Source organism: Tsukamurella ocularis, from assembly GCF_024807615.1.
Classification (GTDB): domain Bacteria; phylum Actinomycetota; class Actinomycetes; order Mycobacteriales; family Mycobacteriaceae; genus Tsukamurella; species Tsukamurella ocularis.
In genome coordinates this window covers 378,375-403,374 of record NZ_JANUCJ010000004.1, presented here as the reverse complement: position 1 = coordinate 403,374, position 25,000 = coordinate 378,375, and the positions used below count along the sequence as shown (strand labels likewise).

21 protein-coding genes are annotated in these 25,000 nt (G+C 71.7%); 14 read left to right on the top strand and 7 right to left on the bottom strand.

What is annotated here, in order from left to right; all coding sequences use genetic code 11:
- Positions 1-12 precede the first annotated feature (12 nt).
- Positions 13-1,287 carry a glutamate-5-semialdehyde dehydrogenase gene (locus tag HNP44_RS18315; RefSeq protein ID WP_259142737.1) on the bottom strand — a complete coding sequence of 425 codons (1,275 nt, stop codon included), beginning with the start codon at positions 1,285-1,287 and terminating at the stop codon, positions 13-15.
- Positions 1,288-1,370: 83 nt separating this feature from the next.
- Between HNP44_RS18315 and HNP44_RS18310 the strand changes: the two genes are divergently transcribed.
- The 9 genes from HNP44_RS18310 to HNP44_RS18270 all read left to right on the top strand — a co-directional run bounded on the left by HNP44_RS18310 (position 1,371) and on the right by HNP44_RS18270 (position 12,081).
- Positions 1,371-2,075 carry an HNH endonuclease family protein gene (locus HNP44_RS18310; protein WP_259142989.1) on the top strand — a complete coding sequence of 235 codons (705 nt, stop codon included), beginning with the start codon at positions 1,371-1,373 and terminating at the stop codon, positions 2,073-2,075.
- Positions 2,076-2,189: 114 nt separating this feature from the next.
- Positions 2,190-2,972: a TIGR03084 family metal-binding protein gene (locus HNP44_RS18305; protein ID WP_259142735.1), complete on the top strand. Its 783-nt coding sequence runs from the start codon at positions 2,190-2,192 to the stop codon at positions 2,970-2,972.
- Positions 2,969-4,711, top strand: a complete 1,743-nt coding sequence (locus HNP44_RS18300; RefSeq protein ID WP_259142733.1) for an acyclic terpene utilization AtuA family protein — start codon at positions 2,969-2,971, stop codon at positions 4,709-4,711. The genes HNP44_RS18305 and HNP44_RS18300 overlap by 4 nt, the downstream gene beginning before the upstream one ends.
- Complete coding sequence (locus HNP44_RS18295) at positions 4,708-5,880, top strand: acyl-CoA dehydrogenase family protein (protein WP_259142730.1); 1,173 nt, start codon at positions 4,708-4,710, stop codon at positions 5,878-5,880. The genes HNP44_RS18300 and HNP44_RS18295 overlap by 4 nt, the downstream gene beginning before the upstream one ends.
- Positions 5,881-5,932: 52 nt before the next feature.
- On the top strand, positions 5,933-7,522 hold the full coding sequence (locus tag HNP44_RS18290; RefSeq protein ID WP_259142728.1) for an acyl-CoA carboxylase subunit beta: 1,590 nt from the start codon (positions 5,933-5,935) through the stop codon (positions 7,520-7,522).
- Between the two features lie 8 nt (positions 7,523-7,530).
- Positions 7,531-9,486, top strand: a complete 1,956-nt coding sequence (locus HNP44_RS18285) for an acetyl/propionyl/methylcrotonyl-CoA carboxylase subunit alpha (protein ID WP_259142726.1) — start codon at positions 7,531-7,533, stop codon at positions 9,484-9,486.
- A gap of 6 nt (positions 9,487-9,492) precedes the next feature.
- Positions 9,493-10,662, top strand: a complete 1,170-nt coding sequence (locus HNP44_RS18280) for an acyl-CoA dehydrogenase family protein (RefSeq protein ID WP_102102332.1) — start codon at positions 9,493-9,495, stop codon at positions 10,660-10,662.
- An 8-nt stretch (positions 10,663-10,670) separates the two neighbouring features.
- Positions 10,671-11,456, top strand: a complete 786-nt coding sequence (locus HNP44_RS18275) for an enoyl-CoA hydratase family protein (RefSeq protein ID WP_259142723.1) — start codon at positions 10,671-10,673, stop codon at positions 11,454-11,456.
- 10 nt (positions 11,457-11,466) lie between these two features.
- Positions 11,467-12,081, top strand: coding sequence for a TetR/AcrR family transcriptional regulator (locus HNP44_RS18270; protein ID WP_259142721.1), 615 nt, complete (start codon positions 11,467-11,469; stop codon positions 12,079-12,081).
- An 18-nt stretch (positions 12,082-12,099) separates the two neighbouring features.
- Here HNP44_RS18270 and HNP44_RS18265 read toward each other — a convergent pair whose 3' ends face one another.
- Both HNP44_RS18265 and HNP44_RS18260 read right to left on the bottom strand, forming a co-directional pair.
- A complete protein-coding gene (locus HNP44_RS18265) occupies positions 12,100-14,460 on the bottom strand; it encodes an ATP-dependent DNA helicase RecG (protein ID WP_259142719.1) in 2,361 nt (786 codons plus the stop codon).
- Positions 14,457-16,112: a DAK2 domain-containing protein gene (locus tag HNP44_RS18260; RefSeq protein ID WP_259142717.1), complete on the bottom strand. Its 1,656-nt coding sequence runs from the start codon at positions 16,110-16,112 to the stop codon at positions 14,457-14,459. The genes HNP44_RS18265 and HNP44_RS18260 overlap by 4 nt, the downstream gene beginning before the upstream one ends.
- A gap of 170 nt (positions 16,113-16,282) precedes the next feature.
- Between HNP44_RS18260 and rpmB the strand changes: the two genes are divergently transcribed.
- Positions 16,283-16,474 (top strand): 50S ribosomal protein L28, encoded by a 192-nt coding sequence (gene rpmB, locus HNP44_RS18255; protein WP_068521417.1) that lies wholly within the window; start codon positions 16,283-16,285, stop codon positions 16,472-16,474.
- Between the two features lie 72 nt (positions 16,475-16,546).
- On the opposite strand, the gene HNP44_RS18250 is transcribed toward rpmB, so the two are convergent.
- Together HNP44_RS18250 and HNP44_RS18245 are read right to left on the bottom strand one after the other, a co-directional pair.
- Positions 16,547-17,242 (bottom strand): uracil-DNA glycosylase, encoded by a 696-nt coding sequence (locus HNP44_RS18250; RefSeq protein ID WP_259142711.1) that lies wholly within the window; start codon positions 17,240-17,242, stop codon positions 16,547-16,549.
- The gene (locus tag HNP44_RS18245; RefSeq protein ID WP_259142708.1) at positions 17,239-18,255 is read right to left on the bottom strand and encodes a thiamine-phosphate kinase; all 1,017 of its coding nucleotides are present in this window, start codon (positions 18,253-18,255) and stop codon (positions 17,239-17,241) included. The genes HNP44_RS18250 and HNP44_RS18245 overlap by 4 nt, the downstream gene beginning before the upstream one ends.
- 19 nt (positions 18,256-18,274) lie before the next feature.
- Here HNP44_RS18245 and HNP44_RS18240 point away from each other — a divergent pair, with 19 nt between their 5' ends.
- On the top strand, positions 18,275-18,859 hold the full coding sequence (locus HNP44_RS18240; RefSeq protein WP_259142705.1) for a DUF3515 domain-containing protein: 585 nt from the start codon (positions 18,275-18,277) through the stop codon (positions 18,857-18,859).
- A 7-nt stretch (positions 18,860-18,866) separates the two neighbouring features.
- Here the strand turns inward: HNP44_RS18240 and HNP44_RS18235 are convergent, their stop codons facing one another.
- Together HNP44_RS18235 and HNP44_RS18230 are read right to left on the bottom strand one after the other, a co-directional pair.
- The gene (locus tag HNP44_RS18235) at positions 18,867-19,952 is read right to left on the bottom strand and encodes a D-alanine--D-alanine ligase family protein (protein WP_259142702.1); all 1,086 of its coding nucleotides are present in this window, start codon (positions 19,950-19,952) and stop codon (positions 18,867-18,869) included.
- Between the two features lie 66 nt (positions 19,953-20,018).
- Positions 20,019-21,050, bottom strand: a complete 1,032-nt coding sequence (locus tag HNP44_RS18230; RefSeq protein WP_259142699.1) for an NAD(P)H-dependent glycerol-3-phosphate dehydrogenase — start codon at positions 21,048-21,050, stop codon at positions 20,019-20,021.
- Positions 21,051-21,162: 112 nt separating this feature from the next.
- On the opposite strand from HNP44_RS18230, the gene cofC reads away from it, so the two are divergent.
- The 3 genes from cofC to HNP44_RS18215 are packed head-to-tail and all read left to right on the top strand — an operon-like array spanning position 21,163 to position 24,997.
- Complete coding sequence (gene cofC, locus HNP44_RS18225; protein WP_374758801.1) at positions 21,163-21,864, top strand: 2-phospho-L-lactate guanylyltransferase; 702 nt, start codon at positions 21,163-21,165, stop codon at positions 21,862-21,864.
- A 53-nt stretch (positions 21,865-21,917) separates the two neighbouring features.
- The gene (locus HNP44_RS18220) at positions 21,918-24,053 is read left to right on the top strand and encodes an RNA degradosome polyphosphate kinase (protein WP_259142980.1); all 2,136 of its coding nucleotides are present in this window, start codon (positions 21,918-21,920) and stop codon (positions 24,051-24,053) included.
- Positions 24,050-24,997: an NUDIX hydrolase gene (locus HNP44_RS18215; RefSeq protein WP_259142694.1), complete on the top strand. Its 948-nt coding sequence runs from the start codon at positions 24,050-24,052 to the stop codon at positions 24,995-24,997. The genes HNP44_RS18220 and HNP44_RS18215 overlap by 4 nt, the downstream gene beginning before the upstream one ends.
- Positions 24,998-25,000 lie beyond the last annotated feature (3 nt).

Genomic DNA, 25,000 nt, shown 5'->3' with positions numbered 1-25,000 from the left:
AGCGGGTCGGGATTACCGGGGACGCACGTGTCCGTCGCCCCACGCGATCCACTTGGTCGAGGTGAGCTCGGGCAGCCCCATCGGGCCGCGGGCATGCAGTTTCTGCGTCGAGATCCCGATCTCGGCGCCGAAGCCGAACTGCTCGCCGTCGGTGAAGGCGGTGGAGGCGTTGACCATCACCGCGGCAGCGTCGACGCGGGTGGTGAAGGCGCGGGCGGCGGCAAGATCTCCGGTGACGATGGCCTCGGTGTGCCCGGTGCCGTAGCGGTCGATGTGCTCGATCGCCTGATCCAGCCCGTCGACGATCTTCACCGCGACGTCGAGGCTGAGGTACTCGTCGGCCCAGTCCGTCTCGGTGGCGGGCACCATCCCGGTCTCATCGCCGTGCACTACCACCCCCTCGGCCTGGAAGGTGCCGAGCAGGCGGGGCAGGAAGGTGTCGGCGAGCGCGCGGTCCACGAGCACGGTCTCCACGGTGTTGCACACGCTGGGACGGCGGGTCTTGGCGTTGAGCACGATCTCCTCTGCCATGTCGAGGTCGGCCGCGGGGTGGACGTAGATGTGGCAGTTGCCCGTACCGGTCTCGATGGTCGGCACGGTCGCGTCGCGCACGACGGCCGCGATCAGCCCGGCGCCGCCGCGCGGAATGACCACGTCGACGAGCCCGCGGGCGCGGATCAGCGCGGTGACGCTGGCGCGCGAGTCGGCGGAGAGGAGCGCGACCGCGTCGGGCGTGATGCCGCTCGCCTCCAGGGACTCGCGCAGCACGGCCACCAGGGCCGCGTTCGACGAGGCCGCCGAGCTGGAGCCGCGCAGCAACACGGCGTTGCCCGACTTGAGGGTGAGGCCGAAGGCGTCGACGGTGACGTTCGGCCGCGCCTCGTAGACGATGCCGACCACACCGAGGGGCACGGCGACCTGGCGCAGCTCAAGGCCGTTGGGCAGGGTGGACCCGCGCAGGACGTTCCCGACGGGGTCCGGCAGGCCGGCGACCTGCCGCAGGCCGGAGGCGATGCCGTCGACCCGGGCCTCGTTGAGCGCGAGCCGGTCGATGAGCGATTCCTCAGTGCCGGCGGCGCGGGCTCGCTCGACGTCCTCGGCGTTCGCCGCGAGGATCCGGTCCTTGTACGTCAGCAGCGCGTCGGCGGCGGCGTGCAGCGCGGCGTTCTTCTGCTCGGTCGTCAGCGTGATCAGCTGCTTCGAGGCGGCGCGGGCGGCGCGGGCCGCCTCCTCGACCGCGACGGTCGCGGCCTGCAGTTCGGCGTCCTGGGCGGTGGGCGTGCTCATGGTCCGAGAATACGTGGCGGGCCGGACTTGTCGGTCCGCGGTGTTAGGTTGCCGACGTGTCCCGCCGGAGAACCGCCCGCAGCCTGTCCCGGCGGTCGTGGCTCGCGCTCGTCCTGGTCACGGCGACCGCCGTCTTCGTCGCGATCGGCGCCTACCGGGACCGGTCCGGGGCCGAGCCCACCACCGGTTCGGCCGCCCCGTCGGCCACCGTATCCGACGGTGCGCCGCTCGCAGGGGTCCGGATCCTCGCCGCCCGCGAACGCGCGCCGCAGCCTTACCGTCGGGCCGCCTTCGGCGCGGCGTGGACGGACGATCAGTCGGCGCCGCTCGGCCACAACGGCTGCGACACCCGCAACGACGTGCTGGACCGCGACCTGAAGGACAAGACCTATGTCCGCACCTCCGCCTGCCCCCGTGCCGTCGCGACGGGGGTGCTGGTCGATCCGTACGGCGGCGCGACCATCCGCTTCGAGCGCGGCGCGAAGACCTCCGCCAAGGTGCAGATCGACCACGTGGTCGCGCTGGCCTATGCCTGGGACATGGGCGCGTGGTCGTGGGACGACGCGAAGCGCGCCGCCTTCGCGAACGATCCGCGGAACCTCGTGGCCGTCGACGGGCCCGCGAACGAGAACAAGAGCGACTCTCCCCCGGGTCGGTGGATGCCGTCGAACGAGCGCTTCCACTGCCAGTACGCGCGGCAGTTCGCGTTCGTCGCCCGCGAGTACGGCCTATCCGTGGACCGCTCCTCCGCCGCCGTCGTCGATCAGTCCGTGACGACCTGCTCCTGAACGCTCGCCCGCCCCGTGGTGCGCCCTGCCTCTCTTCGCCTCGCCCTCTCTTCGCCTCGCCGCAAACAAGCATTGCTGCTTGTTTTTTTCGTCATCGGCTGACAGAGTGTGGGCGTGCCCACTTCAGCCCCCGTGTTCGACGCGCTCGAGTCCACCTCGGCCGCCGTCGCCGCCATCGCGGATTCGCTCCCCGACTGGTCGATCTCCACGCCCGCCGAGGGTTGGACCGTCGCCCACCAGGTCGCTCATCTGGCCTGGACCGACGAGGTCTCCCTCGTCTCCGCCACCGACCCCGACGGCTTCGCGGCGATCCTCCAGGACGCGATGCAGGACCCGATGGGCTTCGTCGACGCCGGCGCCGCCGAGCTGGCTGCGGACACGGACCTGCGCGCCCGCTGGGACCGCTCCCGCACGGCGCTCGCCGTCGCGCTCCGCGCGGCCGATCCCGGCACGCCACTCCCCTGGTTCGGCCCGCCCATGCGTCCCGCCACCATGGCCAACGCCCGCCTGATGGAGACCTGGGCGCACGGCCTCGACATCGCCGACGCGGCCGGCACCGAGCTGGACGCCTCGGAGGCGCTCCCCCACGTCGCGAAGATCGCCTACAAGACCCGCGACTTCGCGTACACCGTGAACGGCGAGACCCCGCCCGCCGAGCCCTTCGACGTCTTCCTCGTCGCTGCCGACGGCACCGAGATCACCTTCGGCGCCGGCGACGCCGCGCAGCGCGTAACCGGCTCGCTCGAGGACTTCTGCCGCCTCGCGACCCAGCGCGTCAACCTCGTCGACACCGATCTCGTCGCCACGGGCGAGGACGCCGCCCACTGGCTCACCATTGCGCAGTGCTTCGCCGGGGCCCCCGGCACGGGCCGCGCCCCGCAGGAGGAACGTCAATGAGCCGCACCATCAGCATCGCCAACGTCTCGGGGTTCTACGGAGACCGCGCCGCGGCGATCGGCGAGATGCTCGCCGGCCCCCGCGTCGACTACATCACCGGCGACTACCTCGCCGAGCTCACCATGCTCATCCTCGGCCGCGACCGCCTCAAGGACGCGAATCTCGGCTACGCCAAGACCTTCCTGCGGCACCTCACCCCGCACCTCGGCCTCCTCGCCGAGCGCGGTACCAAGGTCGTCGTCAACGCCGGCGGCCTCAACCCGGGCGGCCTCGCCGCCGCCGTCGAGAAGGCGGTCGCCGAGTCCGGCACCGATCTCAAGGTCGGCTGGGTCGACGGTGACGACCTCCTCGCCCGGTCCGCCGACCTCGGAGTGCCGAACGCCGTGACCGCCAACGCCTACCTCGGCGCCTTCGGCATCGCCGATTGCCTGGCCGCCGGCGCCGATATCGTCATCACCGGCCGCGTCACCGACGCCTCCGTGATCCTCGGCCCCGCCATCGCCGAGTTCGGCTGGCAGCGCACCGACTTCGACGCCCTCGCCGGCGCCGTCGCCGCGGGCCACATCATCGAGTGCGGCACGCAGGCCACGGGCGGCAACTACGCCTTCTTCGACCGCCACCCGATCCAGCAGCTGCTGCACCCGGGCTTCCCCATCGCCGAGATCGCCGCGGACGGCTCCTTCGCCATCACCAAGCAGCCCGGCACGGGCGGCGTCGTCGAGGTCGGCACCGTCACCGCGCAGCTGCTCTACGAGGTCACCGGACAGCGCTACGCGAACCCCGACGTCACCCTGCGACTCGACTCCATGGTCCTCGCCCAGGCCGGCCCGGACCGCGTCACCGTCAGCGGCGTCCGGGGCGAGGCACCGTCGACCACCACCAAGGTCGCGACCACCACACTCGGTGGCTTCCGCAACGAGATCGCCTTCCTGCTCACCGGCATCGACGTCGAGCGCAAGGCCGCACTGCTGGAGGCGCAGCTGCGGGACTCGCTCGAGAGGAGTGGCGGCGCACCGTCGGACCTGCAGTTCCGCCTGGCCCGCACCGACCATCCCGACGCCCCCACCGAGGCGGCCGCGTCGGCCACGCTCACCGCGGTGGCGTGGGACGCCGACCCGAACCGGGTCGGCCGCGCCTTCAGCTCCGCCGCCGTGGAACTCGCGCTCGCCACCTACCCCGGCGCCTCCCCGATGGCCCCGCCGTCGAGCGGCGGCCCGTACGGGGTGTACCAGGCCGTGTACGTGCCGAACGGCGACGTCCCGCACCGCGCCCACCGGCCTGACGGCACCGTCGCCGACATCGCGGCGCCGGCGGTCGTCCAGGAACTCCCCGCCGACCCCTCCCAACCGGGCGGCGACGACGCACGCCCCGCAGGCCCGACGGTCCGCGTCCCGCTCGGCACGGTCTTCGGCGCGCGCAGCGGCGACAAGGGCGGCAGCGCCAACGTCGGCGTCTGGGCGGAGTCCGACGCGGCGTACGAATGGCTGCGCAGTAATCTGACCGAACAGGCTCTGCGCGAACTCCTTCCGGAGGCCGCGGACCTCCCCGTCCGCCGCTACGAGCTGCCCAACCTCAAGGCCCTCAACTTCGTCGTCGAGGACCTGCTGGGCAAGGGCGTCGCCCACGGCTACCGGTTCGACCCGCAGGCCAAGGGCGTCGGCGAGTGGCTGCGGGGTCGCTACATCGACCTGCCCGCAGGCCTGCTCCCCGCCGGCCACACCACCAAGGAGATCGCATGACCAGCCTGTGGGAGTCCGAGGAGCGGATCGCGCTGCGCAAGACGGTGACCGCGTTCACCGAGCGCGAGATCCTGCCGAATCTCGAGGACTGGGAGGCGGGCGGCCTGCTCCCCCGCGAGCTGCACACGAAGGCCGGCGACCTCGGCCTGCTCGGCGTCTCGTTCCCCGGGTCCGTCGGCGGCGGCGACGGCGACCCCCGCGACGCCCTCATCGTGTGCGAGGCCATGCACGAGGCCGGCGGCTCCGGCGGCCTGTTCGCCTCGCTGTTCACCTGCGGGATCTCAGTGCCCCACATCATCCTCGCGGGCACCGACGAGCAGAAGGCGAAGTGGGTCGCACCCGTCCTCGCCGGCGAGAAGATCAGCTCCCTCGGACTCACCGAGCCCGGCGGCGGCTCCGATCTCAGCCACCTCACGACCACGGCCCGCAAGGACGGCGATCACTACATCGTCAACGGCGCCAAGACCTTCATCACGTCGGGCATCCGCGCCGACTGGGTGGTCACCGCCGTCCGCACCGGCGGCGAGGGCGCGAGCGGCATCAGCCTGCTCGTGATTCCCAAGGGTCTGGACGGCTTCGAGGTGAGCGCCCCGCTGAAGAAGATGGGCTGGCACGCCTCGGACACGGCCGAGCTCTCCTTCACCGACGTCCGCGTCCCCACGGAGAACCTCATCGGCCCCGAGGGCAGCGGCTTCCTGCTGATCGGCGCCGCCTTCGTCACCGAGCGCCTCGCCCTCGCCGTGCAGGCCTACTCGCACGCGCAGCGCTGCCTCGACCTCACACTCGACTGGGTCCGCACCCGGGAGACCTTCGGCCAGCCGCTGATCAAGCGCCAGGCCGTGCAGAACACCGTGACCGAGATGCGGCGCCGCATCGAGGTCGCCCGTGTGTACAGCCGGCACGTCGCCGACCAGTACGCGGAGGCGATGGAATCCGGCGGCCCGGCGGCGGCCGCGGAGCTGGTGCCCCAGGCCTGCTTCGCGAAGAACACCGCCGTCGAGTGCGGCGAGTGGGTCGCGAACGAGGCCGTGCAGCTGTTCGGCGGCCACGGCTACATGTCCGAGTACGAGGTATCGCGGCACTACCGCGACGTCCGCATCCTCGGCATCGGCGGCGGCACCACCCAGATCCTGACCACGCTCGCGGCCAACCGCCTCGGCTACAAGTGATCCCCCACCCCGGCACCCACTCAGACACCTACAAGGGCAAAGGACTCCACTCATGACGGTGCTCCGCAGCACCCCGGCCCCCGACGCGGCCGCGTACCGCAAGACGATGCTCGACAAGCTGGCCGACCTCACGACCGAGTTCGACAAGGCCCTCGCGGGCGGCGGTGAAAAGTACGTCGAGCGGCACCGAAAGCGCGGCAAGCTCACCGCCCGCGAGCGCATCGACAGCGTGCTGGATCCCGCCTCGCCGTTCCTCGAGCTGATGCCGCTGGCCGCGTGGGGCAGCGACTTCCAGGTGGGTGCCTCCCTCGTCGGCGGCATCGGCGTGGTCGAGGGGGTCGAGGTGATGGTGGTCGCCAACGACCCCACCGTCAAGGGCGGCACCTCCAACCCGTGGACTCTGCGCAAATCGCTGCGCCTCAACGACATCGCCCGCGAGAATCGCCTCCCCGTGCTCTCGCTCGTCGAGTCCGGCGGCGCCGACCTCCCCACGCAGAAGGAGGTCTTCGTCCCCGGCGGCGCGATGTTCCGCAATCTCACGCAGCTGTCGAAGGCCGGGATCCCCACGATCTCCGTCGTCTACGGCAACTCCACCGCGGGTGGCGCCTACATTCCCGGCATGAGCGACCACGTCGTGATGATCAAGGAGCGCTCCAAGGTTTTCCTCGCCGGGCCGCCCCTGGTGAAGGCCGCGACCGGTGAGATCTCCGACGACGAGACCCTCGGCGGCGCCGAGATGCACTCGCGCACCTCGGGCCTCGGCGACTACCTGGCCAGCGACGAGCTGGACGCGGCACGCATCGCCCGATCGATCGTCAAGCGGCTCAACTGGCGTAAGCAGGGCACGGCCCCGTCGGCCGTGGTCAAGCCCCCGCGCTACGCCGCCGAGGGTCTGCTCGACATCGTCCCGGACGATCTCAAGATCCCCTTCGACCCGCGGGAGATCATCGCCCACATCGTCGACGACTCCGACTACGACGAGTTCAAGCCCCTCTACGGCGGCTCGCTGACCACCGGCTGGGCGAACCTGCACGGCTACCCGATCGGCATCCTCGCCAACGCCCGCGGCGTCCTGTTCTCCGAGGAGGCGCAGAAGGCGACGCAGTTCATCCAGCTGGCGAACCGCTACGACACGCCGCTCCTGTTCATCCACAACACCACCGGCTACATGGTGGGCGCGGAGTACGAGCGCGGCGGCATGATCAAGCACGGCTCGATCATGATCAACGCCGTCTCCAACTCGGAGGTGCCGCACCTCTCCCTCATCGCGGGCGCCTCCTACGGCGCCGGCCACTACGGCATGGCAGGACGCGCCTTCAACCCGCGGTTCCTGTTCTCCTGGCCCAGCGCACGCTCGGCCGTCATGGGCGCCAAGCAACTCGCCGACGTCGTCACCGAGGTCGCCGCGGCCTCCGCCGCCTCCCGCGGCCAGGCCATGGACCCCGCCTTCGTCGACGGCATGCGCACCGCCATCGAGACGCAGATCGACAAGGAGTCCCTGCCCGCCTTCATGTCCGGCATGCTCTACGACGACGGCATCATCGACCCCCGCGACACCCGCACGGCGCTCGGCATGGCCCTCTCCGCCATCCACAACGGCCCCGTCCACGGCACCGACGCCTTCGGCGTCTTCCGGATGTGAGGAACTCCATGACGACATTCGAGTCCGTCCTCGTCGCCAACCGCGGCGAGATCGCCCGCCGCGTCATCGCCGCGGCGCACGCCCGCGGCCTGCGCGCCGTCGCCGTCTACTCCGACCCGGATGCGAACGCGCCGCACGTCGCCGAGGCAGACGAGGCCGTGCGCCTGCCCGGCGAATCCCCCGCCGACACGTACCTGCAGGGCGAGAAGATCATCGCCGCGGCGAAGGCCACCGGCGCGCAGGCGATTCATCCCGGCTACGGCTTCCTCTCCGAGAATGCCGACTTCGCCGCCGCGGTCCAGGCCGCGGGCATCGTCTGGATCGGCCCCTCGCCCGAGGCCATCACCGCGATGGGCTCCAAGGTCGCGGCCAAGGCCCGCCTCGCCGAGGCCGGCGTGCCCATGCTCACCAATCTCACCCCGGACCAGGTCTCCGACAGCGACTTCCCCGTCCTGGTGAAGGCCTCCGCCGGCGGCGGCGGCCGCGGCATGCGCGTCGTCCGCACCCGCACCGAACTGCAGGAGAACCTGGAGACCGCCGAGCGCGAGGCCAAGTCGGCCTTCGGCGACGGCACCGTCTTCTGCGAGCGGTACCTCGAGCGCGGTCGCCACATCGAGGTCCAGGTGATGGCCGACTCCCAGGGCACCGTCTGGGCGGTGGGCGAGCGCGAGTGCTCGATCCAGCGCCGCCACCAGAAGGTCCTCGAGGAGGCCCCGTCGCCCCTCGTCGAACGGCACCCGGCGATGCGCACCGCCCTGTACGAGGCTGCGGCCAACGCCGCCAAGGCCATCGGCTACACCGGCGCGGGCACCGTGGAGTTCCTCGCGACCGACGCCGGGGAGTTCTTCTTCCTCGAGGTCAACACCCGCCTCCAGGTGGAGCACCCGGTCACCGAGGCCACCACCGGCCTCGACCTGGTCGGCCTGCAGTTCGACGTGGCCGCGGGCCTGCCACTGCCATCGGCCGAGCCGCCCGCGACGCGCGGCTGGGCCATCGAGGCCCGCCTCTACGCCGAAGACCCCGCCAACGACTGGCGGCCCGCGGCCGGCACCGTGCACCGCTTCGAGGTGCCCGGCGTAGTGAGCGAGTTCTCCGGGCCCGATCGCCCGGGCATCCGGCTCGACAGCGCCCTCGCGCCCGCGGGCAGCGTCGTCGAGGTCTTCTACGATCCAATGCTCGCGAAGGTGATCGGTTTCGCGCCGACCCGAGCGCAGGCCCTCGCGATCACCGAAGCGGCGCTGCGCAAGGCGGTCGTCCACGGCATCACCACCAACCGCGACCTGCTGGTGCGGATCCTCGCCGACGCCGACTTCAAGGCCGGCGACTTCGCGACCGACTTCCTCACCGGCGAGCGACTCGAGCGACTCGCCGCGCCCCTGCTGGACGAGGCCGAGCTCGCAGAGGCCGCGTCCGCGGCCGGCGCCGTGCTCGACCGCCGGGGTGCCGCGGCGAGCCCGCTGCCGCACGTCGCGCCGGGATGGCGCAACCTCGGCTCCCGCACCCTGGTCCCCGAGTTCCGGACCACAGACGAGCGCGAGTTCCGCGCCGACGGCGGGCAGGTCGCGACCATCACCGACGACGGTGACCGCGCGACGGTCGCGGTCGAACGCGACGGGATCCGGCGCACCGTCGCCGTGACGACGTACCCCGGGGACCGCACCGTCGTCGAGGTGGAGACCGCGCGCGGCGCGGCGACCCTCACGCTCGTCGACCCCCTCCCGTCGGCGGACGCCGCCGCGGCGGCGGGCTCGCTGCTCGCGCCGATGCCCGGCGTGATCACCCGGATCGGCGCCCAGGAGGGCGATTCGGTCACCGTCGGGCAGCCCGTGCTGTGGATGGAGGCGATGAAGATGGAGCACGCCATCTCCGCCCCCGCAGACGGCGTCATCACGACCATCGCCGTTGAAGTGGGCCAGAACATCGATGCCGGCGCCGTCGTCGCCGTGCTGGAAGATTCGGAGTAGGAACACATGAGCATTTCCATGGACGTCATCGAATCCGAGGAGCGCCAGGCGCTCCGCGCGACCGTCTCGGAGCTGGGCCGCAAGTTCGGCCCCGAGTACATGCGCGAGAAGATCGCGGCGGGCGAGGGCCCCACCGAGCTGTGGAAGGCCGCGGGCGATCTCGGCCTCATCGGTGTGAACATCGCCGAGCAGTACGGCGGCGGCGGCGCCGGCATGTACGAGCTGGGCATCGTCGGCGAGGAGCTCGCGGCAGTCGGTTCCTCTCTACTCATGTTGGTGGTCTCCCCGGCGATCAACGGCACCATCATCTCCAGGTTCGGCACGGAGGAGCAGAAGCAGCGCTGGCTGCCGGGCATCGCCTCCGGCGAGACCATCGCCGCCTTCGCGATCACCGAGCCCGACGCGGGCAGCAACAGCCACCGGATCACCACCACCGCCCGCCGCGACGGCTCCGACTGGATCATCTCCGGCCAGAAGACCTTCATCTCCGGCATCGAGCTGGCCGACGTCATCCTCGTGGTCTCGCGCAGCGAGGACGCGAAGACCGGCAAGCTGCGTCCTGCGCTCTTCCTCATGCCCACCGACTCCCCCGGCCTGCAGAAGACCAAGATCCCCATGGAGGTCGGCCTGCCGGAGTCGCAGTGGACGCTGTTCTTCGACGACGTCCGGCTGCCCGCCGAGGCTCTCGTCGGCGAACCCGACGCCGCCATCGCGCAGCTCTTCGCGGGTCTCAACCCCGAGCGCATCATGGCCGCGGCCGGTTCGGTGGGCTCGGCCCGCTACGCGATCGATCGCGCGGTGGACTACGCCAAGCAGCGCACCGTCTTCAAGGTGCCGATCGGCGCGCACCAGGCCATCGCCCACCCGCTCGCCGAGCTCAAGGTGGAGACCGAGTTGGCGAAGCTGATGCTGCAGAAGGCCGCCACGCTGTACGACGCCGGTGAGGAGTTCGCCGCCGCCGAGGCCGCGAACATGGCGAAGTTCGCCGGCGGCGAGGCCGGCGCGAAGGCCGTCGACCGGGCGATCCACTCGCTCGGCGGCAACGGCCTCACCACCGAGTACGGCCTGGCACAGATGCTGGTGGCCTCGCGGCTGTTCCGCATCGCCCCGGTCAGCCGCGAGATGGTGCTCAACTTCATCTCCGAGCACAGCCTCGGTCTGCCCAAGAGCTACTAGGAGCCCGTATGACCGAGTCTCTGGTCGGATACGAGACGCGCGGCGGTGCCGCGTATCTCACGATCGACAGCCCGCACAACCGGAACGCGATCTCGCAGCGGCTCCTCGCCGACCTGAGTGCGGGACTGGAGCGGGCCGCCGCGGACGATGCCGTGCGCGCCGTGGTGCTCACCCACACCGGCACGACCTTCTGCGCGGGCGCCGATCTCAAGGAAGCTGCGGCCAACGGGGCAGGGAGCGATCCGAAGTCGCGCACGCTGGCGATGATCGGTGCGATGCGCGGGATCATCGAGTGCCCGAAGCCGGTGATCGCCCAGGTCGACGGGCACGTCCGAGCCGGTGGCTTCGGCCTCATCGGCTCGTGCGACTTCGTCTTCGCCGGTCCCGGGGCGTCGTTCGCCGTGACGGAGACGCGGATCGGCGTCGCGCCGGCGATGGTCTCGCTGGTGCTGCTGCCACACCTGCCCTCGCGGGTCGCCTCCACGCTGCTGCTCGCGGGACGGAAGTTCGACGCCGCCGAGGCCGCCGGGTACGGCTTGATCACCGCGGCGGTCGGCGACCCGGCGGCTGCGGTCGCGGAGCAGCTCGCCGAACTGCAGCTGTGCAGCCCCCAGGGCCTGCGCGAGACGAAGCAGATCCTGTGGCACGACGTGCTGCGTTCCTTCGACGAGCGGGCCGACGCCCTCGGCGAGCAGTCCGCGCGACTGTTCGGCTCCACCGAGTCCGTCGAGGGGATCACCGCGTTCCTGCAGAAGCGCGCGCCGAGCTGGGCCGAACCGGTACCGGCGGAATAAGCTGTTCGCGATGACTCCCCTTCGCCCGCCCATCCGCGCACCCCAGCAGTCCCGCAGCCGCGAGACTCGCCAGCGCCTGTTGGAGACCACCATCGCGTCGCTCGCCGCACGCGGATGGACGGCCACCACGGTGGGCAGCGTGGCGCGGCAGGCGGGGGTCTCGCGGGGCGCCGCGCAGCACCACTTCCCCACGCGGGAGGACCTGATCAGCGCCGCGCTGGAGTACATGGGCGAGCAGCGACTCGCGCAGGTCGCGCAGGCGGGCGCCGCGGTGCCAGACGGGCCCGACCGCCCGCACGCGGTGGCTCGGCTCATCGTCGAGTACTACACCGACGACCTGTTCAAGGCCGCGCTGCACGTGTGGACCGCCGCCGCGAGCGACGACGCGCTCCGTGAGCGGATGCTGCCCTTCGAGAACAAGCACTCCCGCGAGGTCTTCGCCCTCGCCATGCGCCTGCTCGGCGTCGACCGGGACGACGAGGAGGCCCGGCGCGCAGTGCAGGCGACGCTGGACCTCGCGCGTGGCCTCGGCCTCGCGGACCTGTTGTCCGACGACGAGGCGCGCCGCGAGCAGGTCGTCGACTTCTGGGGCCGCCAACTCGCCTCGGTCTTCGCCGCGCGCTGATGCCGGAGATCGTCCGGACTAGGCCTTGTCGAGGTAGTCGCCGCGGTCTCCGCCGAGGATGACGTCGTTCATGGCCCGCAGGGCCGCGTGGCGCTCGAGATCCGGGTCCTCGCCGACGATCTCGTAGGCGAGATCCCGTGCCGCGGCGAGCACGTCGCCGTCCTGCGCGAGGTCGAGGAAGCTCAGACGCCGCGCGAGGCCGGACTGGTCGACGCCGAGGATGTCGCCGAAGCCGCGGTACTCGAGGTCGAGCTGGGCCAGTGCGAAGCCGTCGACGGTCTCGGCGACCTTGTGCAGTCGCTCCAGTGTCCGCTCGGACCCGGTAGCGGTGATGAGCAGGCAGAGCCCGGGCAACCCGCCTCGGCCGACGCGGCCGCGCAGCTGGTGCAGCTGGCTGATGCCGAACCGGTCGGCGTCGCGCACCACCATGGTGGTGGCGTTCGCGACGTCGACGCCGACCTCGATCACGGTGGTCGCCACCAGGACGTCGATCTCGCCGGCGGCGAAGGACGCCATGATGTCGGACTTCTCCTCGGCGGGAAGGCGCCCGTGCAGCAGCGCGATCCGGTGCTCGCCGAGCGGTCCCGTCGACAGCTGGTCGTACATCTCGATCGCCGAGACGGTCTTCGGCTTCGCTTCCTCTTCTTCGTCACGATCGTCGCGATCGTCACGGGAAGAGCTCCGCGCCTGCGCCTTCGGCGCGGTCGTCGGCTTGTCGAAATCGTAGTCCTCGTCCGTGAAACCGGCCTTGGCCTGCTCGCCCGTCGCGTCGTCGCCGATCCGCGGGCACACGACATAGATCTGGCGGCCCGATCGGACCTCCTCGTCCACGCGCGCCCAGGCCCGCGCGACCCAGGCCTCCCGGTCCTCGGGGACGACAGAGGTCTGGATCGGCTGCCGCCCACGGGGTAGCTCTCGCAGCACGGACGTGGCCATGTCGCCGAACTGCGCCAGGGCGACGGTGCGCGGGATCGGCGTCGCCGTCATCACGAGCAGGTGCGGCATCGCGTCGTCGTCAGTGCTCTCGCCGGTACCCTTGCGCCGCAGCCGGTCGCGCTGCTCCACGCCGAACCGATGCTGCTCGTCGACGACCACGAGACCCAGCCGAAAGAACTCGACGGTGTCCTCGAGCAACGCGTGCGTACCGATCACGATGCCGGCCTCGCCGGTCACGATGCGAAGGAGTGCCGCTCGGCGCTGCTTGACGGTCATCGAGCCCGTCAACAGGGTCACCGTCGTGGCGGCGTCGGCCGCACCCAATTGTCCCGCCTCGGCCAGATCGCCGAGCATCGCGGTGATCGACAGGAGGTGCTGCGTCGCGAGCACTTCCGTCGGGGCGAGCAGCACAGCCTGGTGTCCCGCGTCGACGGCGGCGAGCATCGCCAGCAGCGCGACCAACGTCTTGCCGGAACCGACCTCACCCTGCAGCAAGCGAGTCATCGGGTGGTCGCGGGCCATGTCGCCGAGGATCTCGGCGAGCACCTCATCCTGGCCCGCGGTGAGCGAGAACGGGAGCCGCTCCCGTAGTCCCGCCTGCAGCGGACCGTCGGGCGCGCGCAACGGTGGCGCGCCGACGATGCCCACGTCGTGCGCCCGGCGGGCGAGGGCGGTCTCGATCGCGACGGCCTCGTCGAAGGCGAGGCGGCGGCGCGCCCGGTCCGCCTGGGCTCGGCCGTCGGGCTTGTGCGCGGCCCGCACCGCGTCGTCGAGGCTCATGAGGGCGTGGAGCGCGAGGAACTCGGGCGGCAGCGATTCGGGCACCGGCGCGAGCCTCCTCAGCACGCTGTCGACCAGCGAGAGGATCAGCCACGTCGGCATGTTCTTGGTGCCGTGGTAGATCGGCACGGTGGGCTGCATCAGCAGGCTCAGGTCGGCGAACTTGAGCCGCTTCGACCCGGCCTTGGTCGAGCCCGCCTCGTTGGCGGCGAGTGCCTCGGCCGAGGTGATCGTGGTGTCCGGCAGGACCAGCCACTCGGGATGAGTGAGCTGCAGCTTGCCGTTGAACTCGCCGAGCCGGCCGATCAGCAGCAGCTGCCGGTCGGGCTGGATCGGCTTGGGCAGGTAGTTGAAGAAGGTCACGTCATAGGCGCGGACCTTGTTGACCACCTGCACCTTGAACATCTTCTTGCCGCGATGGTGTGCGCGCGGCGGGGTGATCGCGGTGACCGTGCCGATCACCACCACGTCGTCGCCGATCCGCGGCTCGGAGCGCCGGGTCCCGTCGTCCTCGACGGCCCCGCCCTCGTACCGGAACGGGAAGTGCCGCAACAGGTCGCCGACGGTGACCAGTCCGAGCTCGGCAGTCGCCGCATCGGCGATCTCAGGGTCGACGGCCTCGGCGAGCGGCGTCTGCAGCGTGAGGGGGCGCGCTGAGGTCATTCGACGCCGATCTCCATCACGCTCGCGTTCTGCCCGCCGACGTAACCGACCACCTCGACCTCGGGGCGGTCGGGACGCAGGGCGGCGCTGACCCGGTCGGGGAAGTCACCGTCGCCCGCATCGCCGAGGAGCACCGTCACCATGTCGCCGCCCGTCGCGAGCAGGAGCTCGGCGAGCGCCTCACCCGCGGAGTACTGGTCCTCCTCGAGGACGACGACCTCGCCGCCGACCATGCCGAGGTAGTCGCCGGGACCGCAGGGCCCGAGGATCGTCAGCGCGTCTTCCGTGACGGCGACGACGGACCCGCACCGCGCGCCCGCGGCGGCCTCCGCCATCGAGTAGGTGTCGTCGGCGGCGTGGCCGTTCGGCTCGTGCACCGCGAGCGCGGCGATCGCCTGCACCATCGACGAGGTCGGTAGCAGCGTCACCAGCACGCCGGATTCGCGGGACCGTGCGGCGACCGCCAGCAGCTCCGGAGTGGGCAGCGCGCCATTGGGCATGAGCAGCACCTCGCGGCCCTCGAACCGGTGCAGCGCGGCGAGCAGCTCGGCGTGGGTCATCCCCTTGTCGCACCGGATCACCTCCGCGCCCGCGCCGGTGAACAGCTCCGCGGCGCCGTCACCGGAGACGAGCGCGACGATCGCGCGCGGAGCGTCGAGCAGCGCCTGCAGCGGCGTCTCGGCGTGGCCCGCCTCCTGCAGTACGTTGACGGCGATGCTGCGCAGCTTCCCATGCCGTAGGCCCGCCTGGATCGCGGCTCCGGGTTCCGTGGTGTGGGTATGGACGGACCACGTCGCGACCGGGTCGGGATCGGCCGCGGCGACCACCACCACCGAATCGCCGAACGCCTGCAACTCCGTGCGCAGCCTGTTCGCCGTGGCCTCGGTGGCGGCGGGCAGCAGGTACATCACCTCGTAGTCGGCGTGCGGGCCGCGGGGCGGGTCGGCGTGGTCGTGGGTGTGACCGTGATCGACGTGCACCTGGACGTGCGGCGCGATCTGCCGGCCGAACCGCGGGCGCTCCGGCACAGCGCCGGAGGTGACCTCGACGAGCGCATCGAGCAGGACGAGCAGGCCGCGGCCACCCGCGTCGACGACGCCGGCGGCGGCGTTGTCGGCGAGCTGGTCCCGGGTGCGCAGGAGGGCGTCGAAGGCCGCGTCGGCGGCGGCCCGGGCGCAGGCGGCGAGGTTCCCACCGCCGGCGAGTGCGGCACCGGCACCATCGGCGGAGGCGCGCAGAACGGAGAGGATGGTGCCCTCGATCGGGTCGGCGACGGCACTGGTGACCAGGTCCGTCGCGTTCCGCAGGCCGGTCGCGAGTCCCTCGGCTGTGAGGTCCGCGTCGGGGCCGAGCTGCGCAGCCAGGCCGCGCATGATCTGCGAGACGATGACGCCCGAGTTGCCCCGCGCTCCGGCGACCGCGCCGGCGACGGTGGCGCGAGCGACTGCGTGCGGCCCCTCGGTGCGGTCCGCCACGTCGGCGGAGCGGGCGGCCGCACGCAGGGTGACCAGCATGTTCGTACCGGTGTCCGCGTCGGCGACCGGGAAGACGTTGAGGGTGTTGATCTCGCCGACCGCACGCTCGAGCCCGAGGACGGCACGCCCCAGCCAGGCCACCACCACGCGGCCGTCCTCCGCAATCGGTCCCGTCACGGCTGCCAGCCTAGTGGGCCGTCGCACAGCGCAGGAGCCCCGGCGCGGTTTGGCCGTAGACCCATATCGGTCTATGATTGCAGGGTTGCCTCGCGTCCGAGCGTGTCCTTCGCGTCTACGACCGGCGGGGCGAAGCACAGGTTTTCAACTATTGCGAGGAGTACACGACTATGGCTGCCGTCTGCGACGTCTGCGACAAGGGCCCCGGCTTCGGTAAGTCGGTCTCCCACTCGCATCGGCGTACCAACCGCCGGTGGAACCCGAACATCCAGACCGTCCGCGCCCAGGTCGCGCCCGGTCAGACCCGCCGCCTGAACGTGTGCACCTCGTGCATCAAGGCCGGCAAGGTCGTTCGCGGCTAGTACGCATCAGCTGTTCCGAAGGCCCGTAACCTCCCCGAGGTCGCGGGCCTTCGCCGTTCGCGACGACGGGCGTCAGCGCACCTGCGCGAGGTGCGGCAGGCGCCAGTCGACGGGCTCTGCACCCAGCCCCGCGAGCGCCTCGTTGGCCTTCGAGAAGGGCTTGGAGCCGAAGAAGCCGCGGGACGCGGACAGCGGCGACGGATGTACCGACTCGATCCGCGGGGTGTCGCCGAGGCGCGGTCCGAGCGAGGCCGCGTCGCGCCCCCACAGGATCGCCACGAGCGGTGCGTCCCGTACGACCAGCGCGTCGATGGCGCATTCGGTGACCTTCTCCCAGCCCTTCCCGCGGTGCGAGGCGGGCGTGCCCGGGCGTACCGTCAGGACGCGGTTCAGCAGGAGCACGCCCTGAGCGGACCACGGCGAGAGGTCGCCGTTCGCGGGCATCGGCAGCTCGAGGTCGTCGCAGTACTCCTTGTAGATGTTCTGCAGGCTCCGCGGGATCGGCCGCACTGACGGGTCGACCGAGAACGAGAGGCCGACCGCGTGCCCCGGGGTCGGGTACGGGTCCTGGCCGACGATGAGCACCCGCACGTCGGCGAAGGGCTGCCGGAAAGCGCGCAGGACGTTGGCCCCGGCCGGCAGGTATCCGTCGCCGGAGGCGTTCTCGGCGCGGAGGAACTCGCCGAGCGCCGCGATCTCGTCGGCGACCGGCGCGAGGGCCTGCGCCCACCCGGCCTCGACGCTGTCCGTCAGTGGTCTCGCCGTCATCGCCCGCTCTCCTCGGTTTCGGTGAAGGTGTTCCAGCCGCCGGCCGCCGGCCCGGCATCGCCGTCGACGGTGACGGTGCCCGCGGGCAGCGCGGCCGGGGCGAGAACCGCCCCGATCGCGCGCCAGCCCTCGGGCAGCTCCGTGGCGGCCGGGAAGGTCGCCAGGAGGGCGTGATCCTCGCCGCCGGTCTGCACCCAGTGCTCGGCGTCGGTGCCGAGCACGGCGGCGCAGGCGACCAGCTCGGCGTCGGGGGCCAGCAGCGCACCGTCGAGCGCGATGGTCACGCCGGAGGCCCGGGCGAGAGATCGTGCATCGCGGAGGAGGCCGTCGGAGACGTCGGTGAGCGCCGTCGCGCCGGCGTCTGCCGCGCGCGGCCCTGCGGCGAGCGGGGGCACCGGGCAGCGGTAGGTCTCAACCAGGCCGTCGAAGCCGTCGAGCCCCGCGAGCAGAACGTCCAGGCCCGCGGCCGAGTGCCCGAGAGTGCCGCACACCGCCACCCGATCGCCGGGCCGCGCGCCGGACAGCAGGATCGGCTCCCGGCCCTGCAGGTCGCCGAGCACGGTCACGGCGAGCAGCACCTGGTCCGTGCGGACCACGTCGCCGCCGGCGATCGCACCGCCGGCCTCGGCCGCGCCGAGGGTGGTGCCGCGCGCGATACCTGCGATGACGTCCTCGCCGGTCTCGGGCGGGCACCCCAGCGTCACGGTGAAGGCGGTGCACACGGCGCCCATCGCCGCGACGTCCGCCGCGTTCTGCGCGATCGCGCGCCGACCCACGTGCTCGGGAGTGGTGAGGTCGAACCGGAAGTGCCGGCCCTCGACGATCGCATCGGAGGAGACGACTGTCCGGCCGTCGGGCGCCACCACCACCGCCGCGTCGTCGCCCGGACCGACCGGGATCCGCGGATCCGGACCCACACCGCCGGTGGCCAGCGCGATCACGCCGTCCTCCCCCAGCTCCGCCACAGTGCGCACGCGGGACTGCGCAGGGCTCTCGGGCTCCTCAGATGTCATCGCGGCTACCGTATCGGACGTGAGCGATGCAGACGACGAGACCACCGCGGCCCCGGACACCGGGAAGCGCCGCAGCCCCGCCTTCCTCGCGACGGCGGTGGCCCTGCCGGTCGCGGTGGTCGCGTGTTTCATCGCGTTCCTCGTGCTGGCGCAGCAGAAGCAGGGCGACGCCCGCGATACCGCGGAGGCCGGCCACCTGAAGTCGATCGCGGCACCGTCGTCCGGCGACGCCGCGTGCGGGAGACTCCTCGGCGCGATCCCCGTCGACCTCGACGGCTATCGGCGCACCGACGACACCGCACCCGGCGGCTTCGCCCGATGGTCCAGCGAGAAGGCCGGCGCCGTCGAGGTGCGGTGCGGCACTGACCGTCCCGCCGAGCTGACTCCGACCGCCAAGCTGCAGATCATCAACGGCGTGCAGTGGCTGCAGGCCACACCGGCGGGCGCGCCCGCCCCCGACGGGGGCAGCTACTGGACGGCCGTCGACCATCGCCCGTACGTCACGCTCTGGGTGCCCGACGGTGCCGGTACCTCCGCCGTGCAGGCCACCTCGGACGCGATCCGGGAGCACCTGCAGGCGGCCTCGCTCGACCTCGGCCGGTAGCCGGCGGCTACCGGAGTCCGATCCCGCGCGCGAGCGCCGTCTCGATGAGGATCGTGAGTAGCTCGGCGTAGTCGACGCCCGACTCGGCCCACATCCGCGGGTACATCGACGTCGAGGTGAAGCCCGGCATGGTGTTGACCTCGTTGATGACGGGGCCGTCGGGGGTCTGGAAGAAGTCGACGCGCGAGAGGCCCTGGCAGTCGAAGGCGTGGAAGGCGCGCACCGCGAGGTCGCGGATCAGGGCCGCCTGCTCCTCGGTGAGGTTCGCGGGCACGGTGTACTGCGCGCGATCGTCGAGGTATTTGGTCTCGAAGTCGTAGAAGGAGTGCTCGGCATCGGCGGCCATCTCGATCTCGGCGATCGCCGACGCGCCGACGCTGCCGTCCGGCCGCTCGAGCACGCCGATCTCGACCTCGCGGCCGATCACGGCCGCCTCGACGATCACCTTCGGATCCCATTTCCGGGCCGCAGCGATCGCCGCGGGCAGCTCGGTCAGGTCCGTGACCCGGGTGATGCCGATCGATGATCCGCCGCGCGCGGGCTTGACGAACAGCGGCAGGCCCAGGCGGTGCAGGACGTCCGACGGGACCTCTGTCTCCCGCTGCCGGAGTACGTGGAAGTCGCCCACAGGCAGGCCGTCCGCCGCGAGCAGCTTCTTCGCGAACTCCTTGTCCATGCCCGCAGCCGAGGCGAGCACACCTGCTCCCACGTAGGGCACGCCGACCATCTCCAGTAGCCCCTGCAGCGTGCCGTCCTCACCGTACGGGCCGTGCAGAACGGGGAAGACGACGTCGACGGCCCCCAGCACCGAGCCCGCCTCGTCGGCGTTGACGGACACCAGTTCGGCGCCGGGTAGGAAGGCGAGATCCGTCGGCCCTTCGGGCACGCTCGGGAGCGCGCGATCAGCGAACTGCAGCGCCTTCGCGTCGCCGTCGGAGAGCACCCACTCGCCGGCCTGAGTGATCCCGACGGGGACAACCTGGTAGCGCTCGGGGTCGAGGTGGGCGAGAATGCTGCCCGCCGAGACGCACGAGACCGCGTGCTCGCTGCTGCGCCCGCCGAAGACCACTGCCACCCTGATTCGCTCCGTCACGGTCGCCCACCTTACGTGTCGGCCGTACGGAGGGCCACGCGGTTACCCGCGCGGACGGCCGTGGGACTAGTCGGCGTCCCTGGGGCGCCACTCGCCGCCGACGTCGCGGTTGAGGAGGTCGTCCATGGCGCGGGAGACGGGGACCCCGTCGTAACAGACGGCGCGCACGGCCTCGGTGAGCGGCATCTCGACGCCGACGCGTCGCGCCAGGTCCGCGATGGAGATGCACGACTTGGCCCCCTCGGCGACCTGCCCGTGCGCGGCGGCCTGCGCCTGCTCGACGGTCATGCCCTGGCCGAGGCGCGCTCCGAAGCTGAAGTTGCGGGACTGGGGCGAGCTGCAAGTTGCGACGAGGTCGCCGACCCCGGCGAGGCCGGCCAAGGTGAGCGGCTCCGCGCCGAGCGCCGTTCCGAGGCGCAGCGTCTCGGCGAGGCCGCGGGTGATGATCGCGGCGCGCGAGTTCTCGCCCAGGTTGATGCCCGACGCGATCCCGCAGACCAGAGCGATGACGTTCTTGGTGGCACCGCCGATCTCGCAGCCGACCACGTCGGCGCTGGTGTAGGGCCGGAAGTAGTCGGTGCGCGCGAGGTACTGGGTGCGGGAGGCGCGATCGGCGTCGTCCGAGGCGACCACGGCGAGGGTCGGCTGGCCCTTCGCGATCTCCTTCGCGAAGTTCGGCCCCGTCAGCACGGCGATCCGCTCCCGATCGATACCCGCGGCGTCGACGACGACCTCGCTCATCCGGTCCAACGTACCGATCTCGATGCCCTTGGCCAGGTTCACGACGGTGACGTCCGGCGGGATCAGGTGCCCCCAGTCGCCCAGGTTGGCGCGCAGCGACTGTGAGGGGACGGCGAGCACCACGAGCCCGGCGCCGCGCATCGCCTCCTCCGGATCGTGTGTCGCGGAAAGGTTCTCGGGGAGCACACCCTCGGGCAGATACTGCGCGTTGATCCGGGTCTCGTTGATCTGGTCGGCGACCTCCTGCCGCCGGCACCACATCCGCACCCGATGCGGCTCCGGACGGGTGGCCTCCGCGAAGACCTTCGCCATCGCGGTTCCGAACGAACCCGCCCCCATCACCGCAACGTCGACCATCCGGGCCCCTCCTCGCATCGCACAGGCCCCACCTGATTCGTGGGCACCCGGGGCGAGCCTATCGCCCGCCCGCACGCGGCGGGTTCGGTTCCGCACGCCTACATTGGTGCCCATGAGCTCACCGCAGGGGGCCGCCGAGCGCCCCGCCGTCGTGGTGGTCACCGCCGTGAAGTCGCTCGACGCAGCCAAGTCCCGCTTCGCCGCGCCCGGCGACGGCCTGCGGGACACCGTCCCGGGGCTGGTGCTGGCGATGCTGCTGGACACCCTCGCCGCGGCCGCCGCCGCGCCCGGGGTCCTCGGGGTGCACGTGGTCTCGCCCGATCCCGACGTCCGCGCCGCGGCGGTCGCCGCCGGTGCGCGCACCGTCGACGAGCCGGAGCCCGGCGGGCTGAACGCCGCGCTCGAGGCGGGCGCCCGCGCCGCCCGGGCGGTCCACGGCCCGGCGGTCGCGGTTCTCGCGCTGCAGGCGGACCTACCGGGGATCACCGCCACGGAGCTCGGGGAGTTCCTCGCGGCAACGGCAGGCCGACGGGGCTTCGTGCCCGATCACGCAGGGACCGGGACCGCGGCGCTCTACGCACCACCGGGGACCGAGCTGCGCGCCGCCTTCGGCCCGGATTCCGCGGCGGCGCACCGGTCCGGAGGCGCCGCGCGTCACTCCGGCCCCTGGCCCGGCCTGCGCACGGACGTCGATACACCGCGGGACCTCGCCGCGGCGGGACACCTCGGAGTGCACACTGCGGCGGTCCTCGCGGCGGCCGATCGGGACTTCACGTCGAATGCCTGCGTCCGGTACGCCAGAATGGAACCGTGACGACCGAGCCCCCCGCCCCCTCCGCAGAACCGACCTCCGTCCCGAGCAGCGCGGTGGCCGAGCCGGCCGTCCCGCCGTCCGGACGGCCGACCGCGATCCCGACCGCGCCGCCCGCCGCACCGCCCGAGGTGCCCAGTGATCTGCCCGCAGACCGCTACCTCAACCGGGAACTGAGCTGGCTCGACTTCAACGCCCGGGTTCTGGCGATGGCGGAGGACGCCTCGCTGCCGCTCCTGGACCGCGCGAAGTTCCTGGCGATCTTCGCCTCGAACCTGGACGAGTTCTTCATGGTCCGGGTGGCCGGGCTCAAGCGCCGCGACCAGATGGGCCTCTCGGTTCGCTCGGCCGACGGTCTCTCGCCCCGCGAGCAGTTACGGCTGATCTCCCAGCGAACCCAGGAGCTCTCGCACAAGCACGCCCTGGTGTTCAGCGACGCGGTGCGCCCGGAGCTGGCGGCGCAGGGCATCTCGGTGGTCAGCTGGACGGATCTCTCGACGGCCGAACGCGACAACCTCTCCGCGTACTTCCACACGCAGGTCTTCCCCGTGCTCACGCCGCTCGCCGTCGACCCCGCGCACCCCTTTCCGTACATCTCGGGCCTGTCTCTGAACCTGGCCGTGGCAGTGGTCGACACATCCACGGGCGGCGAGCATTTCGCCCGCGTGAAGGTGCCGGATAACGTCGCCCGGATGGTCTCCGTCCGCAGCGAGCGGATGGACCACGCGGTGCTCCCCCTCGAGGACCTGATCTCCGCGCACCTCGATGTCCTCTTCCCGGGGATGACGGTGTCCGAGCACCACGTCTTCCGCATCACACGCAACGCGGACTTCGAGGTCGAGGAGGACCGCGACGAGGATCTGCTGCAGGCCCTCGAGCGGGAGCTCGCGCGGCGCCGCTTCGGCTCGCCGGTCCGCCTCGAAGTGGCGGAGGATATGTCCGAGCACATGCTCGAGCTGCTGCTGCGCGAGATGGACGTGGACCCGGCCGATGTCATCACCGTGCCCGGTCTGCTGGACCTGAACTGCATGTTCGAGCTGTACGGCGTGGACCGGCCGGATCTGAAGGAGAAGCCCTTCGTCCCCGTGACCCACCCCGCGTTCGGTGAGCGGGAGACGCCCAAGAGCGTCTTCTCCACGCTTCGCGAGGGCGACGTCCTGGTCCATCACCCGTACGACTCCTTCTCGACCAGCGTGCAGCGGTTCATCGAGCAGGCGGCGGCGGATCCCCATGTGCTGGCGATCAAGCAGACCCTGTACCGCACGTCGGGCGATTCGCCGATCGTCGACGCGCTGATCGACGCCGCCGAGGCCGGCAAGCAGGTCGTCGCCCTGGTCGAGATCAAGGCCCGCTTCGACGAGCAGGCGAACATCAAGTGGGCCAGGAAGCTGGAGCAGGCCGGGGTGCACGTGGTCTACGGCCTGGTGGGCCTCAAGACCCACTGCAAGACCTGCCTGGTGGTCCGCCGCGAGGGCTCGACGATCCGCCGGTACTGCCACATCGGCACGGGTAACTACAACCCCAAGACCGCGCGGCTGTACGAGGACGTCGGCCTCTTCACCGCCGATCCCGATCTGGGCGCGGACCTGACGGACCTGTTCAACCGGCTCACGGGCTACTCCCGCAAGGAGGAGTACCGCAACCTGATGGTGGCGCCGCACGGCATCCGGTCGGGCATCGTGGAGCGGATCGATCGCGAGATCGAGCTGCAGCGCGCGGGCAAGCCTGCCGGCGTGCAGCTCAAGGCCAACGCCGTGGTGGACGAACAGATCATCGATGCGCTGTACCGCGCGAGTCAGGCGGGCGTGCCAGTCGAGGTCGTCGTCCGGGGCATCTGCGCGCTACGGCCCGGCGTCCCGGGGGTGAGCGAGAACATCACCGTCCGATCGATTCTCGGGCAGTTCCTCGAACACTCCCGGATCCTGCACTTCCGCGGCGCCGACGAGTTCTGGATCGGCAGCGCCGACATGATGCACCGCAACCTCGACCGTCGCGTCGAGGTGATGGCGCAGGTGAAGGATCCGCGCCTCGCGCGGCAACTGGGCGAGATGTTCGACTCCGCACTCGATCCCGCCACCCGCTGCTGGGTGCTCGACGGTGACGGGAACTGGAACGCCTCCCCCGTCTCGGGCGAGGCCGTCCGAGATCACCAGCGGGAACTGATGCGCGCGCACCGCGCGAGCCTGCGGTGAGCGGCGGAGGCGAGGGCGCGGTCGTCCGCGCCTCCGGGGGCGTGCTGTGGCGTCCCACCCCGGACGGCCCGGAAGTGGCCGTGGTGCACCGCCCGCGGTACGACGACTGGTCGCTCCCGAAGGGACACGTGGAGCCCGACGAGCACCCCGTCGTGGCCGGGCTACGCGAGGTCGTCGAGGAGACTGGCTTCTCCGCCCGGTTCGTGCGCGCCGTCGGCCAGGTGTCGTATGACGTGCCCCGGCGCAAGCGGCATGGCCCGGGCAGGGCGACGGTGCGCAAGCGCGTCGGATACTGGTCGGCCCTGGCGGGTTCCGGTGTCTTCGCGCCGAACGAGGAGACCGACGAGCTGCGTTGGGCATCGGTGAAGACGGCGACGGCACTGCTGACCTACCCGATCGACAGGCGGATCCTGCGGACCTTCGGCAAGCAACCGCGCTCCACGGCGACGATGCTGATCGTCCGGCACGCCAAGGCCGGCCGGAAGCAGGGCTACCAGGGAGACGACCTCGCGCGGCCGTTGGACAGCAACGGGCGGGCCCAGGCCGAGGCCCTCGTGGACCTGCTGGGGACGTTCGGGCCCGGGCGCCTGCTCTCCGCGCCACCGGTGCGGTGCCTGCAGACCCTGGAGCCGCTGGCGGCCGAGACGGGCCTGCCTCTAGTGGAGGAGCCGACGATGTCGGAGACCGCGTACGCCCGCGATCCGGTGGCGGCCCGTCGCCGGATCCGCGAGATCGCGCGAATGGGCGAGGAATCGGGCACGGTGCCCGTGGTGTGCAGCCAGGGCGGCGTGATCCCGGATCTCACCGCGTGGTGGGCGGGGGCGGACGACGTGCGCCTTCCGGCAGCCCGCAACCGCAAGGCCAGCGTGTGGGTCCTCACTACCGAGGGCGGGCGCCTGCTGACCATGGACCACATCGACAGCCCACTGCCCCTGGAGCACTGAGGC